13 protein-coding genes are annotated in these 17,572 nt (G+C 31.3%); 11 read left to right on the top strand and 2 right to left on the bottom strand.

The genetic code is table 11. The features are described from left to right. Positions 1–26: 26 nt before the first annotated feature. The gene (locus tag L2Z92_RS00385; protein ID WP_236456880.1) at positions 27–2,381 is read right to left on the bottom strand and encodes a TonB-dependent receptor domain-containing protein; all 2,355 of its coding nucleotides are present in this window, start codon (positions 2,379–2,381) and stop codon (positions 27–29) included. Between the two features lie 184 nt (positions 2,382–2,565). On the opposite strand from L2Z92_RS00385, the gene argS reads away from it, so the two are divergent. The 7 genes from argS (at position 2,566) to L2Z92_RS00350 (ending at position 11,856) form a co-directional block, all read left to right on the top strand. Continuing rightward, entirely contained in the window at positions 2,566–4,353 is a 1,788-nt protein-coding gene (argS, locus tag L2Z92_RS00380; protein ID WP_236456879.1) for an arginine--tRNA ligase, read from the top strand. Between the two features lie 17 nt (positions 4,354–4,370). After that, the gene (locus tag L2Z92_RS00375; RefSeq protein WP_236456878.1) at positions 4,371–5,816 is read left to right on the top strand and encodes an SGNH/GDSL hydrolase family protein; all 1,446 of its coding nucleotides are present in this window, start codon (positions 4,371–4,373) and stop codon (positions 5,814–5,816) included. A gap of 34 nt (positions 5,817–5,850) precedes the next feature. Continuing rightward, positions 5,851–7,209, top strand: coding sequence for a GDSL-type esterase/lipase family protein (locus L2Z92_RS00370; RefSeq protein ID WP_236456877.1), 1,359 nt, complete (start codon positions 5,851–5,853; stop codon positions 7,207–7,209). A 57-nt stretch (positions 7,210–7,266) separates the two neighbouring features. After that, positions 7,267–8,724, top strand: a complete 1,458-nt coding sequence (locus L2Z92_RS00365; protein ID WP_236458889.1) for an MBOAT family O-acyltransferase — start codon at positions 7,267–7,269, stop codon at positions 8,722–8,724. Positions 8,725–9,204: 480 nt separating this feature from the next. Further along, complete coding sequence (locus L2Z92_RS00360; RefSeq protein ID WP_236456876.1) at positions 9,205–9,939, top strand: hypothetical protein; 735 nt, start codon at positions 9,205–9,207, stop codon at positions 9,937–9,939. A gap of 367 nt (positions 9,940–10,306) precedes the next feature. Further along, on the top strand, positions 10,307–11,206 hold the full coding sequence (gene xerA / locus L2Z92_RS00355; protein ID WP_236456875.1) for a site-specific tyrosine recombinase/integron integrase: 900 nt from the start codon (positions 10,307–10,309) through the stop codon (positions 11,204–11,206). A 113-nt stretch (positions 11,207–11,319) separates the two neighbouring features. Next, positions 11,320–11,856, top strand: a complete 537-nt coding sequence (locus L2Z92_RS00350; protein WP_236456874.1) for a hypothetical protein — start codon at positions 11,320–11,322, stop codon at positions 11,854–11,856. 92 nt (positions 11,857–11,948) lie between these two features. On the opposite strand, the gene L2Z92_RS00345 is transcribed toward L2Z92_RS00350, so the two are convergent. Beyond that, positions 11,949–13,529 carry an IS1182 family transposase gene (locus tag L2Z92_RS00345; protein ID WP_236454183.1) on the bottom strand — a complete coding sequence of 527 codons (1,581 nt, stop codon included), beginning with the start codon at positions 13,527–13,529 and terminating at the stop codon, positions 11,949–11,951. Positions 13,530–13,826: 297 nt separating this feature from the next. Here L2Z92_RS00345 and L2Z92_RS00340 point away from each other — a divergent pair, with 297 nt between their 5' ends. The 4 genes from L2Z92_RS00340 to L2Z92_RS00325 all read left to right on the top strand — a co-directional run bounded on the left by L2Z92_RS00340 (position 13,827) and on the right by L2Z92_RS00325 (position 17,312). After that, entirely contained in the window at positions 13,827–15,365 is a 1,539-nt protein-coding gene (locus L2Z92_RS00340; RefSeq protein ID WP_236456873.1) for an IS1182 family transposase, read from the top strand. Positions 15,366–15,448: 83 nt separating this feature from the next. Continuing rightward, a complete protein-coding gene (locus tag L2Z92_RS00335; protein WP_236456872.1) occupies positions 15,449–16,231 on the top strand; it encodes a DUF6090 family protein in 783 nt (260 codons plus the stop codon). 197 nt (positions 16,232–16,428) lie between these two features. Continuing rightward, the gene (locus L2Z92_RS00330) at positions 16,429–16,827 is read left to right on the top strand and encodes a VOC family protein (RefSeq protein WP_236456871.1); all 399 of its coding nucleotides are present in this window, start codon (positions 16,429–16,431) and stop codon (positions 16,825–16,827) included. Beyond that, the gene (locus tag L2Z92_RS00325) at positions 16,824–17,312 is read left to right on the top strand and encodes a DUF7000 family protein (protein WP_236456870.1); all 489 of its coding nucleotides are present in this window, start codon (positions 16,824–16,826) and stop codon (positions 17,310–17,312) included. Before L2Z92_RS00330 ends, L2Z92_RS00325 begins: the two co-directional genes overlap by 4 nt. The last annotated feature ends 260 nt before the right edge of the window (positions 17,313–17,572 follow it).

The raw sequence follows: 17,572 nt of genomic DNA, 5'->3' as shown, positions 1-17,572 counted from the left end.
GCGATTCAATTGAATCGCTCTTTTTATTATAAAATTCCACCATTATTTTTGGTTTCATTTTTATCTCTTTCTTTACGCTGTAGGGCTTTGTTTTTTCCGCCACCAAAACGATAATTAAAGCCTAAATAAACGGTTTGGCTTTCCCAACGAAATGCTCCAACTTGTTTGTAAGGAAGATTTCCTTCAAAACTAAACTTCATAGCCTTAAACATATCACTAAAACGAGCACTTACAGTACCTTTTCCTTTTAAAACGGTATAACTAGCACCTATGTCAGCTCTCCACATAGGTTTTCTTAAAAATTGTAAATTAAGATCTTCTCCTCTATACATTCCAAAAAGCTGAAAACGTAAATCTTTTGTTGCTTTAAAGCTATTGTTTAATCGCGTATTAAAAATAGTAGTATTTACTTCAACTGCATCTGTAGCAACAATACCTCTTAGTTTTCTAAAATAAGCATCTACACCAAAATTAGCGCTCCACCATTTTGTGAAATTTAGATTACCCGATATTTCTAGACCAAAAGCATCATTGTCTTTGAAGTTGTCATACGTTAAGATGTTTTTGTTTGGGTCGGTTGGACTTTCGTAGATATATCGGTTAATTTCATCATATATTTTTCTGTAAAATAAACCAGATGTAATTGAACCTATTTTTGTTCTTCTTGTGTAATTTAATTCAAACGAATTAGTAAATTGTGGATCTAAATCTGGATTACCTTTAGAGTCGATTGTTGGAGTAGACCATTCTCTAATGGGATTTAATTGTTGAATACTAGCTCTGTCTACTCGTCTTGCAATGCTGAAATTGAACGAGTTATTATCGTTTGGTTCATAGCTTACAAAACCAGATGGATAAAGCGTTACAAAATCGTCTGAAAAGGAAGTGTTACTTTCTCCAATTTTTTTAAAACTAGCTTCAGCTTCAAATTTTTCAATTCTAGTTCCAACTTGAGCACTCCATTTTTTCCATTGCTTTCCATAAGTAGCATATGCAGAATAAATGCGTCTTTCATAATTAAAGCTTGAGTCATAATTATTGTCAATAGCTAATAAATTGGAAGTGTTTTCAATTCGTGTCTCTAAACCTGTTTCTAGTTTTGTAGATTCACTTATAGGATTCACGTAATCTAGATTAATAATAAAATTGTCATTTGTGTTATCTACTGTGTTTAAAGAGTAGTTTGATATAAAAGGGAAATTAAAAGTTGTTCTTTCGGGACTATCGTTTTTGTTGAAATTTAATTCTAATTCAATATTTTCTCCTTCTTTCTTGAAGTTATGCTTGTAATCTAAATTATAAGCTTGTGAATTGCTTTCTGTGTCAGAATTGAATAATTGTAAAATGTCAGCTGTACTAGGATTAACGTAATCTACATATGTTCTTCCTGTTCCATCTCCATTAAAAAGGTTTTGAGTAGTGTAAAAAGATAAAGTATTGGCGTCGTTAATAAAATAATCCATTCCTACTTTGAATAAATGGGAAGTGTTTTTATTGTTGAATTTGAAATCTTGACGATTATGGTTGTTTAATTCAAAACTATTTATAAAACCATCATTTGCATTTTTTCCATGATTAAAACCATAATTCCCATAGATGTTTACTTTTCCAGTTTTATAATTTAAGTCTATAGCCGTATTGACTTTAGGTGTTTTTCCAAATGTAATTCCAGAGTTCACAGATCCGTTAAAACCATCATTTGCATTTTTGTGTAATACAATATTGATAATTCCACTCATTCCTTCAGGATTGTACTTTGCAGAAGGATTAGTAATCAACTCAATTTGTTTGATTGATGCAGAAGGAATTTGTTTTAATAATTGTTCAGGAGAAATGTTTGTAGGTTTTCCATCAATTAAAATTCGTACATTAGAATTGCCTCGTAAACTAATTTGATTGGTTTGTGGATCAACAGACACAGAAGGGATATTATTCATGATTTCTCCAGCGGAAGCACCAGCGCTTATTAAATCTTTACCTACATTGATTACCTTTCTGTCAATTTTTTGTTCCATTATAGAACGTTCTTTAACTAATTCTACACCTTCAAGTTGAGCAACATCTTCTTCAATAGAAATAGTGCCAATATTTATTTTTTTATCATTAGTTAAGTCAATGTCTTTAACGATAGTTTTGTATCCAATAAATTGAATTTCAATAGTGTATTTTTTGGGTATAAGCTTCTCAATATTAAACTCTCCCGATTCAGAAGTAATACCTCCTGTAATAATGTTTTCACTTTCTTTAACAACAATAGTTACATAGGGAAGTGGTTCATTCGTTTTTTTGTCGACTACTTTTCCAGATATTGATCCAGAGTTTTGAGCAAATAAACTAATAACATTGCTCAAAAAAAGTATAAGTACTAATTTTAATTTCATTTTAAAAACTGTTTAACGTTGATTGATTGATGATTTATTACAAGACATTCAATTTGTGTTTTTGTTACAAGGGTTTGGTTTTTTGTGTTTTTTTTAACATTTTTACAACCTATAAATTCTGAAATCTAAATTCTATTTCTAAAATCTAAATTATTACCTTTGCACCTTTAAAAATCAAAGAAAAATGACATTACAAGAAACACTAACAACACAGATCCAGAAAGCCGTTCAATCCGTATTCGATTTAACTATTGAAAAAATTGAATTTCAAGCGACTAGGAAAGATTTTGAAGGTGATATTACTATGGTTGTTTTTCCTTTGGTAAAAGCATTAAAAGGCAACCCAGTAGAGATAGGAACCAAGATTGGAAATTATCTTGTTGAAAATGTAGTAGAAGTTGCGAAGTTTAATGTAGTAGGTGGTTTTTTAAATATTGTAATTTCCGATGAATATTATGTTTCTTTTTTTAATACAATTAAAGGGGATGATATTTTTGGTTTTGTTGTGCCAACAGAAAATGAAAAGTCGGTAATGGTAGAATATTCTTCACCAAACACCAACAAACCTTTACATTTAGGGCATATTCGTAATAATTTATTGGGCTATTCTGTAGGAGAAATTATTAAAGCTTCAGGTAAAAAAGTATATAAAACTCAAATCATAAACGATAGAGGTATTCATATTTGTAAGTCGATGTTGGCTTGGCAGAAATTTGGAGAAGGAAAAACTCCAGAATCTACAGGTTTAAAAGGCGATAAATTAGTAGGAAACTTTTATGTAGAATTTGATAAGAATTATAAAAAAGAGATAAGCGAGTTAATTGCGCAAGGAAAAACGGAAGACGAAGCGAAGAAATTAGCTCCTTCAATTTTAGAAGCACAAGATATGCTACGTAAATGGGAAGCTGGCGATGATGAAGTTGTTGCTTTGTGGAAAACAATGAACCAATGGGTATATGACGGTTTCGAACAAACGTATAAGAATCTAGGTGTTCGTTTTGATATTCCAAACTATTATGAAAGTAATACGTATTTATTAGGAAAAGAAGTAGTTCAAATAGGATTAGAAAAAGGTGTTTTCGAAAAAGACCCAGATGGTTCGGTTTGGATTGATTTAACAGCAGATGGTTTAGATAGAAAGATTGTGCTGCGTGCCGATGGAACGTCGGTATATATGACACAAGATATTGGAACAGCGATTCAACGTGTGAAAGATTATCCAGATGTTGGAGGAATGGTTTATACTGTGGGTAACGAACAAGATTATCATTTTAAAGTATTGTTCTTAATATTGAAAAAATTAGGATTCGATTGGGCTGAACACCTTTATCATTTAAGTTATGGAATGGTAGAATTACCTTCTGGAAGAATGAAATCGCGTGAAGGAACTGTTGTTGATGCTGATGATTTAATGGAAGAAATGACTGTAACAGCGAAAAATATTTCGGAAGAACTTGGGAAATTAGACGGTTATAGTGACGATGAAAAAGCAGCATTATATAAGATTATCGGACTTGGTGCGTTAAAGTATTATATGCTAAAAGTAGATCCTAAAAAGCAAATGATGTTCAACCCAGAAGAATCAGTAGATTTTAATGGAAATACAGGGCCATTTATTCAGTATACCTATGCGCGTATTCAATCTATTTTAAGAAAATCTAATTTCGATTATAAAAATACTATTGTAACGAATTCGGTAGAAATACATGAAAAAGAAAAAGAACTAATCAAGCAAGTACAGTTGTTTCCAGAAATAATCCAAAATGCGGCTAATAATCATAGTCCAGCATTGATTGCTAATTATACTTACGACTTGGTGAAAGAATTTAATTCATTCTATCAAAATGTTCCAATTTTGCCTGAACAAGATATGGAAAAGAAAGCTTTTAGAGTACAATTGTCTAATACAGTTGGAAATACAATTAAAAATGCTTTCCAATTATTAGGAATTCAGGTTCCAGAAAGAATGTAATTTTATACAATAATAAATTGAAATCAACGTCTTATTTTTTCAGGACCTTTTTTGCTTTGGTAATTGCTATAGCAGCTTTTTTCTTGTTTAAAGAAATATTACCAAAAAAAATATTTTCACAAAAAAAGATTACAAAAAATGTTATTATAGACAGTCTTTTGCTTGAAGCAGTTGCAGAAGCGCGTGACTCTGTTGTTGTTGAAAAGGATGTTGCAAAGCAAGAAAAAGTTATATTTAAGCCAACAGATGGTGTTGTTTATCCTGTCGAGAAGTTTGTAGAATATAAAGGATTTCAATATCTAATTCCATTCTATGAAAAACTTTTCCAATTAGAAAACGAAAAGAAAGGTAACGTACGTATTGCCTATTTTGGAGATTCGATGACAGATGGAGACTTGATAGTGAAAGATTTTAGGACCCATTTTCAAGAGAAATTTGGAGGTAAAGGAGTTGGATTTGTTAATATTACATCGGAATCAGCAAGCTCAAGAAGTTCTTTAGTACATCAGTTTTCAAATAATTGGAAGATGCAATCCTATTTGAAAGTAAAGAAACCAGTTAATCCTTTTGGAGTTAATGGACATGTTTTTTATGCCAACGATACAATCAATAACCCTTGGGTTAGCTATAAAGCTAATAATACAAAATTCGCAACGGTTTTAAATAGACCTACTTTGTTCTACGGAAGTTCAGATAATGAAGATGGAGAAGTATATTATATAGTTAATGAAGATACTATTAGAAAGAAGTTAAACCCTTCGAATAAACTGAATACTTTACGATTTACGGAAGCTAGTTTGCCTTCTTTAAAACTGTATTTTAAAAAGGCAGATAGTATTCCTTTTTATGGTTTTAATTTTGATGACGGACAAGGCGTACATGTTGATAATTTTTCAAGTAGAGGAAATTCAGGTTTGCCATTATCTATGTTTAATAGAGGAATGATGACAGAATTTCAGAAACAATTAGGTTATGATTTAATTGTGTTGCATTACGGAACAAATGTTTTAAACTATGGTTCACTCAATTATTCATGGTATGAAAAGAGGATGAAAATTGTAACAGACCATCTAAAAGATTGCTTTCCAGGTGTCACAATATTGGTCGTTTCAACAGCAGATAAATCAACAAAATACGACTTAGAAATGAAAACAGATTCTGCTGTAGTTCCTTTGTCCACTGCACAAAAAAAATATGCCATTGCATCCGAAGCTGGTTTTGTGAATTTATATACATTAATGGGTGGTGATGGAAGTATGGTGAAATGGGTTGAAGAATTGCCAGCAAAAGCAAATAAAGATTACACGCATTTCAATTTTAGAGGAGCAAAAGAAGTAGCAAAACTTTTATATACACAATTAGATGAAGGTTATGCGAAATACAAAAAAATGAAAGCAAAAAAGAAACCAGTTCTAAAAAAAGATAGTATTCACAAACACGATGTCAGTATCCATGCGCAATAAAATTTTATTTTTAATATTTATTTCATGCCAATTTTTGAGCGCACAAGTCGACGATTCAATAGATTTTGAAGAAGGAGTTGTAATAGATTCTTTAATGGATAATTCGAATAGAATTATAAATGCAGAAGCAATTGTTAAATTCTATGAAAAATTACAGCAACTTGAAGAAAAAAAAGATTGTAAGCTTCGCGTAGTTCATATTGGAGATTCGCATATACAAGCCGATTTATTTACTGGAAAAATACGTAGTTTGTTACAAGAAAAATATGGCAATAGCGGATTAGGATTTACATTTCCATATAATTTAGCAAAAACTAATGGAAATTATTTCATTAAATATACGTCCAATGCTTCTTTTGAAAGTTATAGGAATATCTACCCAGATACAACACAACCAGTTGGATTAAGTGGTATTGCACTTTATACTAAAAGCAAAGATTTTGCCATTCAAATAGGTGTTCGTGATAAAAATTTCGCTTTTCATTCCGTTAAATTAGTAACGCCAAACAATAATCCAGTTTTTGATTTAGCGACTGCTTCAAAAGAAATAGTAATCGAATCATCTGTACCTAAAAATATAAACCATAAGATAAAATCGGGTGAGTCGTTATCAATTATTGCAGATAAATATAATGTTGGTGTCACTGCTATAAAAAAAGCAAATAATTTACGTTCGAATACGATTCATGCAGGTAAAACATTAAGAATACCTACCAATGAAATGGAGGCTAAACAAATTAGTAGAACAGAATTTATACCGCTAACGCTTCAAAAAGATATAGCATCTCAAAATTATTACAGCCAAGAGCTTATTAATACAATCTATTTAGTGCCAAATGAGCAACTAGATACTTTTGCTTTAAATGGACTTATTTTAGAAAAAAACAATCCTGGAATTACATATAGCGCTATAGGAGTAAACGGAGCAAAAGCGAGTGATTATAATAAGTTTCCAATGTTTTTTAAACAGTTAAAAGCATTAGAAAGTAGTTTAGTAGTAATTTCTTTAGGAACGAATGAAAGTTTTGATAAAAAACCAACTGAAGAATATTTTGAGCAATTAACAGAAATGTTGCAACATATTCGAAAAGAAAACCCATCAGTAGAAATAATAATAACAACACCACCACCATCTTTCTTTAAAAGAAGATATCCAAATACAATTGTAGCAGATTATACTAAAAAAATATTAGAAACAGCAATAGAAAATAATGTTGCCGTTTGGGATATGTTTCAAGCTTTAGGAGGGCTATTTAGTGTAAACGAAAATTATAAAAAAGGATTAATGGCAAAAGACAAAGTGCATTATTCTAAATCGGGATATGAATTACAAGGTCAATTATTTTTTGACGCATTAACAGTAAGTTATGAACAATTTAAAGCCGTTAAATAAGTGAAGTCATTAGTTGTTTTATTGTCTTTTATTCAGAATATTGTTGGAGAATTGAGCATGGAAACGATACAAAGTTGGTTCGTTTTTGATCCCAATAAACCATTGCTTTTTAATAGCGGTTTGTTTCTTGGTTTCTTCACTGTTTTCTATTTTATTTATATTCTTACTAAAAAAACACACTATTTTAGAATTACCTACGTGGTTCTTTTTTCTTTATTTTTCTATTATAAGTGTAGCGGAATCTATTTTTGGTTACTGATTTTTTCATCGGTTGTTGATTATAGTTTGTCGTATTTGATTCATACGGAAACAAAACAGTTTTATAGAAAATTTTATTTAATTCTAAGTTTATTGATAAACCTAGGAATGTTAGTCTATTTTAAATATACTAACTTCTTTATCAGTAACTTTAATACATTTTCAGGAAGTAATATCTCATTATCAGATATTATTTTACCTGTAGGAATTTCATTTTATACCTTTCAGACATTAAGTTATACGATAGACGTGTATCGAAAAGATTTAGCGCCTACAAAGAGCTTTGTAGATTTCTTGTTTTTCGTTTCATTCTTTCCGCAACTCGTCGCTGGACCTATTGTTAGAGCAAGTGATTTTATTCCTCAGATTTATCAAAAATTAAATCTAGCTAAAGAAGACTTTAATAAAGCACTTTTCTTAATTATTGGAGGTTTAATTAAAAAAACAGTAGTTTCAGATTATATATCTTCAAACTTTGTTGATCGTGTTTTTGATACTCCAAACAGCTATACCGCTTTTGAAAACTTAATGGCTTCCTATGGTTATGCTATTCAAATTTATTGCGATTTTTCTGGATATTCAGACATGGCAATTGGTTTGGCTTTACTAATGGGATTCACATTGCCACCTAACTTTAGAACACCTTATAAATCGGCTTCGGTTACAGAGTTTTGGAGAAGATGGCATATTTCGTTGTCTTCTTGGTTGAGAGATTACCTTTATATTTCATTAGGAGGAAATAGAAAAGGGAATTTTAGAACCTATTTTAACCTATTCATGACCATGCTTTTAGGAGGTTTATGGCATGGAGCAAATTGGAAATTCGTTTTTTGGGGTGTACTTCATGGTTTGGCTTTAGCTGTAGAACGCTTCTTTGGTCAATTTATAAAACTTCCTAAAAACTACTTTGTAAAAACAATACAAATACTATTAACGTTCCATTTTGTAGTTTTTTGTTGGCTGTTTTTTAGAGCAAAAGATTTCGATACTGCTTTTCAAATTACAGAAAACATAAGCAAATTGAATGTTAACTTAGAGCAATGGCTGACAATCATTCAAGGATATAGTAATGTATTTCTTGTTTTAGCTTTTGGTTTTGTATGGCATTTTCTGCCAGAACGAATAACAAATTTTAATGAAAAACTATTTGGTAAACTACCATTTTGGTTGCAAGCTATTGTTTTAGGGTTTGTTTTTTGGTTAGTACTAGTCATGGCTTCAGAAGGAGCACAGCCTTTTATTTATTTTCAGTTTTAATGCAAATTATCTGAATTTACAGGAATAAAACGCCCTTTTTTTCTCGCTACTTCGATACAAAATAAAGGCGTAGCGATGCTATGTTTTGATTTTCTATTTTATATCAAGAAAAAAATCATCATTTTCTTTTACAGTAAATTCAAATCACAAAGGGTATCAGTTTTACGTCCTCAATGTAGCTTTAGCTCCATTTGTGGGGTAAAACTTCCGTATTTCTCAACTATTTTGCTTCTATTTCTCTCATAACAAAGTCTATTGCGTATTTTGGGTTCAGGTGTGTTTATTGGAAATTACTTCGTTTGTGTTCTGTGTTGTTATGATGCCAACTAAAGGTTTTTGTACTGTTTTTTTTAGTTATAGTTATTATAAGGTTACTATAACCTTACTATAAAGTTACTATAATCTTACTATAACTTGAGTATAATTTTATTATATTCTTATTGTTTATTTTTTGTATATTAGGGTTTTAAATGGTTTTTTATGGCAAAAGGGAAAGGAATAGTACGCTTGTCTGGTACTATACAGGGATTGACTTTTTACTTTTTAGATGGTAAGCAAGTGGTGCGGGCAGCTGGTGGTGGTTTTAATGGTGAAGCTATTAAAACGAAAGCGTCTATGGTGCGTGTTAGGGAGAATGGTTCTGAATTTAAAAGGTGTATGCATGATGTTGCTTTTTTTAAGGAAATGTTGCAGCCTTATTTATTGTTTTTAAAGGATGGAAAACTGCATCAGCGTTTGGTGCGTTTATTTGCACAGGTGAAAGCTTTGGATCCTTTTTCTGCAAGAGGGCAACGAAATTTTGCTTTGGGTTTGACTACTGATGAAGGACGTGGGTTGCTTCAGGGTTTTGTGCTTACTCAAGGTGCTACGTTTGAGAATACTTTGCGTCATTCTTTTTCTTTTGATTTTGCAATTGGTTTGCATGTTCCTAATTGTTTGGGTGCTTCTTTGTTTGTTGATACTCCTGCTACTCATTTTGAATTGGTCTTACGATTTGTAATGTTGGATACTAGTGCGCAATTTTCTTATTTTGAAAGTGAAAAAATAATGCTTAATGGTCATTTTACAGGTGATGTTACTTTGAATGTGCCCACGTTACCTGAGGGTCATTCTTGTGTGGTTGTGGCGATTGGGCGTTTTTTTCAGGAAGTGAATGGGAGTTTGTATCCTATGGCAAATGGGGTTATGGAGGTTGTGGGGTGTGGTTTGTTGTAGGTTGTGGGTTGTCTGTTGTAGGTTGTGGTCTCATAATTTTGGTTTACGCAAAGTTTACTTTTTCAACTTTTTTGTTAATAACCCATTTTTAATAATTCATTGTTTTTTATATTTACAAATAAGTTTGTGTTTGCAAAATTGTTTGTATTGATATGGATGTGGTTATTCTGGTTTTGTTTTGGTGTAAAAGAAAAAATAGTATTTTTGAAAGTATATAAGCCACACAAAATGAATTGGAAAGCCAAATTAGTTACCCACAGAGGAATACCTCGTATTGCTGTTTTTTTTTGACAAAGACCTACGTTTAATTGCTCGTATCAAAACTTTTGATGGAGCGAGATGGAGTGTTTCTAAAAAATATTAGCACTTGCCTGATACGATTGACAATAGAATTCGTTTCAAAATTTCTTCGCCACCTCTTCCTTCAATGGAAGGAATACAGCAGTTAGAACAATTTAAACATTGGTTGCAATCTAAACGCTATAGCGAGAATACTATAAAGACCTACAGCGAAGCGCTACAATCTTTTTTAACATTTTTCAATCAGAAATCTGTTTTTGAAATCACTAATGACGATGTTATTTTGTACAATACTGCTTATATTTTAAAAAACAAGCTTTCTTCTTCTTATCAAAATCAGATTGTGAATGCCATCAAACTGTATTTCAAAACCATTCGCAATGAAGTATTAGTTATAGAGAAAATTCATCGTCCGAAAAGAGAAAAAATATTGCCCAATGTTTTGAGTAAAGAAGAAATAAAATCCATTTTAGAAGCACCGAAAAACTTGAAGCACAAAGCTATGCCTTCCCTTATTTATAGCTGTGGTTTAAGAAGAAGTGAATTATTGCATTTAAAACCAATCGATATAGATTCCAAAAGAAATAAAGTTATTGTAAGGCAATCTAAAGGGAAAAAGGATAGGATTACGCCATTATCACCAAAGATATTGGAATTGTTAAGAAGCTACTATAAAGCATATTCTCCAAAAATGTATCTTTTTGAAGGGCAAGAAAAAAGCACACTTTATTCTGCTAGAAGTTTAGAAGAAGTATTAAAAAAAAGTATTAAATTAGCATCTATAAATAAACCTGTAACATTGCACTGGCTTAGACACAGTTTTGCTACTCACTTATTAGAAAGTGGAACAGATTTACGATACATACAAGAGTTACTTGGACATAATAGTAGTAAAACAACTGAAATTTACACGCATGTAAGCACAAAAAACTTACAGCAGATTAAAAGTCCTTTTGATGATTTGTAGAAAAATAAAACGCAATGATAATTGAGCCAATCTATACAAAAATGGGTAGCTATGCTCAACTAATTTGCAAAAAACTGAGCATATAAACGAGTTGTAACTAATTTGAAAACGTAATGAGAAAGAAAAAAAATCTGATTATAATTACTGTTCTAATAATCGGAATTTTATGTTTCTGCAGTTTTAAATATTACGCTGAAAAAGTGAAAGACAAATATTGTCTTACAACTCAAATTTCTTCAAGAATTTTTGACTTTAATACATTTGAAGTTGAAGTTGATGAAAATTTAAAAATATCAGATTTCAAAGTTATTAACCAAAATAGTGGGAATACAATCTTTGAGAAAGGAAAAAGCCGAAAAGGAATTGTTAATGATTATGGTCACAGATTTTTTGAATTATATTATAAAAATCGAAAAGAATACGAAATCGGACATTTTATCACTGATAATTGGGTGACAAATGACTATAAATTAAAACTGTCAGAAATTGACGGTAAAATTTTTCCTGAATTTATTATTACTGGAAAAAACGCTTCATATTATGATTTTTGTTATAAAAGATTTGAATATAACAAACAAGGGAAACTAGAAAGAATTAGTTTTTTATCATTTGACAAGAAAGTTTATAATGTAGAAGAAATGACTGAATAAAAACTAGTTACAACAGCAGTAGCTGTTGCACAACCTCTTCAAAAAGCTGAATTTTCTAAATAACTAAAAATAGTAACCTCATTTAAAGTGATTTAAACGAGGTTTATTTTTTGACTTAAGTACAATTTTACAAAAATTGATAGGCTTAAAAAAGTTATTTTTAACTCATAAAATTGTGTTTTTAGAAAAGAGTGTATTTTCCCTTGTTTTACTGATAAAACTTGAACAACCACTTTTGGCTTTTTAACCACAAACTTCATGTATTTCTTTAAATTATAGGTCATCGATGCCATAAGTACATGCTTGTTCGCTTGTTTTATACCCCGTGAGTTAATTTTCTTCATATTCAGAAAGTTAATCAACGTGCCTAATACAGGTTCTACCGTTTTACTCCTCACTTTTACCATTCGTTTGGCATATTTAGCATTTTGAGTAAGTTTTTGATGCATCTTGTCATACAAAGGTTTGTAAATGGTGTCTCGCAAAGTTTTCTCATGTGACTTACCTAAACAGGTTACTTTTAATGGACAGTTTTTACACTCTTTTCTACTGCTTCGATAGACTTTAAATTCGTCTCCTTTTCTAGAGCTTGAGGTTTTACGATAAGGTAAATCGATACCTTGACTGCAAGTATATTTGTCATTTTCTTTATCATAAACAAAACCTTCTCGTTCTGGTTTGTATTGTCCAAAATTAGGCATCCATGCCTCGATATTCTTATCATCTAAGTATTTTAAAGCTTCTCCACTACTGTAACCACCATCAGCTAAAATTTCTCCTAGTGCTATCTCATTTTCTTGTAAATTTTCTTTAGTAAGTTCCACAATTTGTTCCAAACACTGGCTATCGCGTTTATCTGCAAAATCAGAACATGCTCCTGTAATGACATGATAAGCATCATCTACTGCGAGTTGACCAAAATAGTTTAATTGTCTGGCTTTACCTGGTTTTACACTCACTCTAGCATCTGGATCTGTTGGTGAGTAATGCGTGTGATTCGATACATATTTAGGTCTAATTAAATTGCCGTTTTCGTCTGTTTTATCTCCTTTCTGACTACCTTTTGGCATGTTTTTGTAAGCTTCTTTTTTCCAGTTGTGGTGTTCTTCTACTAGATCCTTGCGGGTTTGGCTTACTTTATATTCACTATTCTCATTAAGCTCTTCTGCATAATATTCCGCATCATCTAAAACTTCTTTTTCAATTAGACTATCCATAGATGCATTTGCTTTAATAAAAGCGCTATCAACTGCTTGTCGCTTACCTCTAACCATGCCTTTGGTTACACACAGGGACAATACTTTTTTGAACAACTCCATGAATACCTCTTCTCCATACAATTGTCTGGTTCTACTTATAGTACTATGCCAAGGCAAAACTTCATCAATATCATAACGAATAAACAAGCGTACATCTAAACAGTTGGAACAATATTCTATGAGTTTTCTATCGGAATTAATATTGTTTAAATAACCAACTAAGCATATTTTAAAGAAGACAACTGGATCAATACTCTCTTGTCCTTCTTGTCCATAATACTTCTTAGTGGATTTATATAGAAACTGAAAGTCTATGGATTGATCTAATAATCTGTAGAAATTATGCTCCGGAATCAAGTCCGTTAAATATACTTGATAGAGCATTTTTGGTGTAAGTTCTTTTCTTCCTTGCATACTTAAATTTACAAAAAATGACTCTTTCTAATGTTTCCTAATTGTTATATTTGTGGAGTTGTGCAACAAGCACAGCGGTTTGCTTCAATGGCTACTTCCGGATTTTCCTACGGAAAATCCGCTGCTGAATGGAATGTTTTGTTATATTTGTAATGGCTTGGTGTTGATTCAACGCCACTGAGAGCAAGCCACAGAACGTCAAACTGTCTAAAAACTTCTTTTTTATGCATCCTTATTTTTTGCATTAAAGTCTTTTAAATTACTTGGATGTTTAGTTGATTTTATGTAAATTTAAGTATGAAATTCATCACTGGAACCAACAGAAATCAACTTCCACTTTTTGCATTATCGATAGATGAAGCTATTGAACAAGACAATCAAATCAGGTTTATCGATCTTTTTGTAGATAGCCTTTCTCTTGCTGAATTTGGATTTAAAGTTGATTTCATCGAAAATGGAAGGCCTGCTTATCACCCTTCTGATTTATTAAAACTATTCATTTACGGCTACCTAAATCGCATACGTTCTTCTAGAACTTTAGAGAAAGAATGCACTCGCAATATTGAATTGATGTGGCTCTTAAAAAGGCTTGTTCCAGACCACAATACTATAGCTAACTTTAGAAAAAACAACCCAAAAGCTATTGCTCGCGTATTTCGTGCCACCGTAAAAATGGCAGCTCATTTTGAGCTAATAGGAGGAAGCCTTGTGGCTGGTGATAGCACAAAACTAAGAGCTCAAAATTCCAAGAAAAACAACTTTAATCCTGCGAAAATTGAACGTCATATTGCCTACATTGATGCACGACTAGAAGAATACAATTCTGCTCTAGCCAAAGAAGATGGAGATGCTATTGAGAAAGACCTGATAGTAAAGAAAATAAAAAAACACACTATTCAAAAACAAAAGTATATTGAATATCAAAACACAATCAATACTACAGGAGTAACCCAAATCTCTACTTCTGATCCTGATAGTCGACAAATAATGACTCGTAACAACATCTCTGAAGTAGCCTATAACGTGCAAACCGTAGTAGATGCATTGCATAATATTCCAATCGATTTTAAGGTAACTAATGAAAACGACTCTAAAGCTATGGGAGGCATGCTACGACGAACTAAAACCATTTTAGGACACAACAACTTCATGGCCATTTATGATAAAGGATATCACACAGGTAGTGAGTTTGATTATGCTAATAGACTGGGTGTTGATGTACTAGTTGCCATTCCAGGAGTAGCCTCTCATGCTCCAAATATTGCTTTTGATGTCGAACATTTTAAATACAATAAAGAAGATGATACCTATACTTGTCCTGCCAATGAAATCTTAAGTACAAACGGAAATTGGTACAGCAAAAAAAATGGCAAATCAATCACTCAAATGAAGCATTATAAGACCAATGCTTGCTTGACTTGTACACTTTTCCATAAATGCACCAAAAATAAAAAAGGAAGACTCCATGAACGTTCCCAACATGCCGACTTAATATACCAAAACAAAGTACGAATAGAAAATAACTATGAAGTATATCGAAGAAGACAAGCCGTCGTAGAACATCCTTATGGAGTTATAAAGCGACAATGGGATTTTTATTATATTATGACTAAGAAAACCATTAAACACGCATCAGCTGATGTAGGTCTCATTTTTACAGCCTATAATTTGCGAAGAATATTCAACTTGATTGACACAAATATGTTAAAACAGTATCTAAAAGTACTGTACTTACTTTTTTCAACTATAAAAAGCTTTTTTAAGGCTTTATTAGCTAATTTTAATTTTTGTAATGACGAAATATTACATCCAAAAAAGTTTTTTTGTGTAGCTTAAATCCGCTATTTTTACTTCAATTTATAACACAAAGTAAAATAAACGAAGGTTTTTAGACAAACTGACGTTGGCAATAATTTAAAATGAAAAAACTACGAAGAAAACATTTTTATAAATATTTGATTGAAATTATCATAATTGTTATTGGTATTTTGATTGCATTTTATTTGAGTAATTGGGGAAAAGAGGTTGAAAAAAGAAAAACTGAAAAAGAAATCATTTCTCAAATATATTTTGAGTTAAACGACAATTTAATCGATTTGAAAAATGACATTGAGATTCATAAAAATTCATTTAAAAGTCAATTAAAGATTCAAAAGTTTTTAGATAATGAAATCAATAGTGATTCTTTAATGATGGATTTTTATTGGACCACCAAAGATGAATATATTTTTCCAAACACATCTGCTTTTGAGAATTTAAAAAGCAATGATATGAGTACAATCAAAAATGACTCGCTGCGAAATTTAATTACTTTAGTTTATAACAATTATCTACCAAGAATATCTAAAGGAAATAATATACATCCTGATATATCCGAATATGTAAGTCCTTTTTTTATAAAGAATTTCAGAGTGAATAGAAATCCGAACATTAAATATGATTTATATTTAGGGGATTCTTTGAAAATCAGTTATCCACGAAATTTTGGAAACGGAATAAAACAAATAATAGGATATATTCCTCTTAATCCAGAAAAATTGAGGGAAGATGAAGAATTTAGATTTCTAATATCGGAAATTTTATGGTTCAGAATTTATAAGATAAATTATTATCAAATTTCAATAACGAATATTGAAAATATTATGAAAATAATTGAGAATGAATACCCAAAAACTATTGCCAACAACGTATATAAAAAATAGCGCGAGTCATTGCTAACAAAGTGGTTCGGGCATTTTAAGGAAGTCGCCAAATTTATAAATTAGACAAATTCCCAAAAACAAAATAATTAGTAAAATTTAAAAATTTGGCTTGTGTTTCATCCGAATAGTTATCGCTTATTTTCAGCGCTACTTTTCATACACCAACCGTTGTGCGTAAGCTAAAAAATGAAACGAAAATGAAATACGGATATACAATACTCTACGTTTACAGCGTAACCGAGACAATCGAATTCTATGAAAAAGCGTTTGGATTTAGCCGAAAGTTCATTACACCTCAAAATGATTACGGAGAATTGATTTCAGGAGAAACAACAATTGCCTTCGCTTCAATTGAATTAGGAAAATCTAACTTCAAAAACGGGTTTATTCCAACTAACAGAACTGAAAAACCATTTGGGGTGGAATTGGTATTTGTGACTGAAAATATTGAATTGGATTTTAAAAAAGCTGTTGAAATGGGTGCGACCGAATTTGAACCTTTGACAGAAAAGCCTTGGGGACAGAAAGTAGGATATGTGAGAGACAATAATGGATTTCTAATTGAAATTTGTACTCCAATTAAAACGGACAAATGAAAAATTTGAATAAATATGTTTCTGCTTATCAAGACCAACTTAAAAAAGGAGATATATTAATTGCCTACAATGAACTTGTGAAATTCGTTATGAAATTAAGAACGGAATTTATCAAAACACTATCTGACCAATACTCATTTGCAGGAGTTCTTCACGGATATATGGACTATACGTATTTCTATTATTCCAATGATTTTTTGAAAACTAAAAAACTAAAATTTGGACTTGTATTGAATCATTTGGAAATGAGATTTGATGTTTGGTTGCTTGGAAACACAAAACCGATTCAAGAAAAATATTGGAAGTTATCCAAAAACACAAAGTGGAATAAGGACAAAGATGAAATGCCTGAATATGCAATTCTTGAAACGACTTTGGTTGAAAATCCCGACTTTAACGATTTGGACAAATTAGCCGAAAGAATAGAAGTTCAAATGATTAAGTCCTCGGATGAAATATTGAATTATATAAGAACACTAAATTGATGGAAGATAAAACATAAAAGCCTACGCACAACGATGCATATAGCTTATGGCGGGAGAACGTTTGTCAGTAAGGTTTTTGCTTTGCAGCAAAATTTGGCTTCGCGGGGACAGGTAAGTGCTTCGAAACCGCCACAAACCATATGTAAATTGTTGGCGGCCATTAACTAACACGAGATAAATGAGTTTGCTAAGAACCTTTATGATAATATTTGTTTTATTAATTAATTATCTTGTTTGGGATGTACATAGTTAAACCAAAA

This window comes from Flavobacterium jumunjinense, assembly GCF_021650975.2.
Classification (GTDB): domain Bacteria; phylum Bacteroidota; class Bacteroidia; order Flavobacteriales; family Flavobacteriaceae; genus Flavobacterium; species Flavobacterium jumunjinense.
This window is presented reverse-complemented; position numbering and strand designations above follow the sequence as displayed.

Coding starts and splice junctions, on each gene's coding strand:
- L2Z92_RS00345 (WP_236454183.1), bottom strand. CDS start 13,529: ATGCAAGGAAGAAAAGAACTTACACCAAAAATGCTCTATCAAGTATAT.
- L2Z92_RS00350 (WP_236456874.1), top strand. CDS start 11,320: ATGAGAAAGAAAAAAAATCTGATTATAATTACTGTTCTAATAATCGGA.
- L2Z92_RS00330 (WP_236456871.1), top strand. CDS start 16,429: ATGAAATACGGATATACAATACTCTACGTTTACAGCGTAACCGAGACA.
- L2Z92_RS00335 (WP_236456872.1), top strand. CDS start 15,449: ATGAAAAAACTACGAAGAAAACATTTTTATAAATATTTGATTGAAATT.
- L2Z92_RS00340 (WP_236456873.1), top strand. CDS start 13,827: ATGAAATTCATCACTGGAACCAACAGAAATCAACTTCCACTTTTTGCA.
- L2Z92_RS00385 (WP_236456880.1), bottom strand. CDS start 2,381: ATGAAATTAAAATTAGTACTTATACTTTTTTTGAGCAATGTTATTAGT.
- argS (WP_236456879.1), top strand. CDS start 2,566: ATGACATTACAAGAAACACTAACAACACAGATCCAGAAAGCCGTTCAA.
- L2Z92_RS00360 (WP_236456876.1), top strand. CDS start 9,205: ATGGCAAAAGGGAAAGGAATAGTACGCTTGTCTGGTACTATACAGGGA.
- L2Z92_RS00365 (WP_236458889.1), top strand. CDS start 7,267: ATGGAAACGATACAAAGTTGGTTCGTTTTTGATCCCAATAAACCATTG.
- L2Z92_RS00325 (WP_236456870.1), top strand. CDS start 16,824: ATGAAAAATTTGAATAAATATGTTTCTGCTTATCAAGACCAACTTAAA.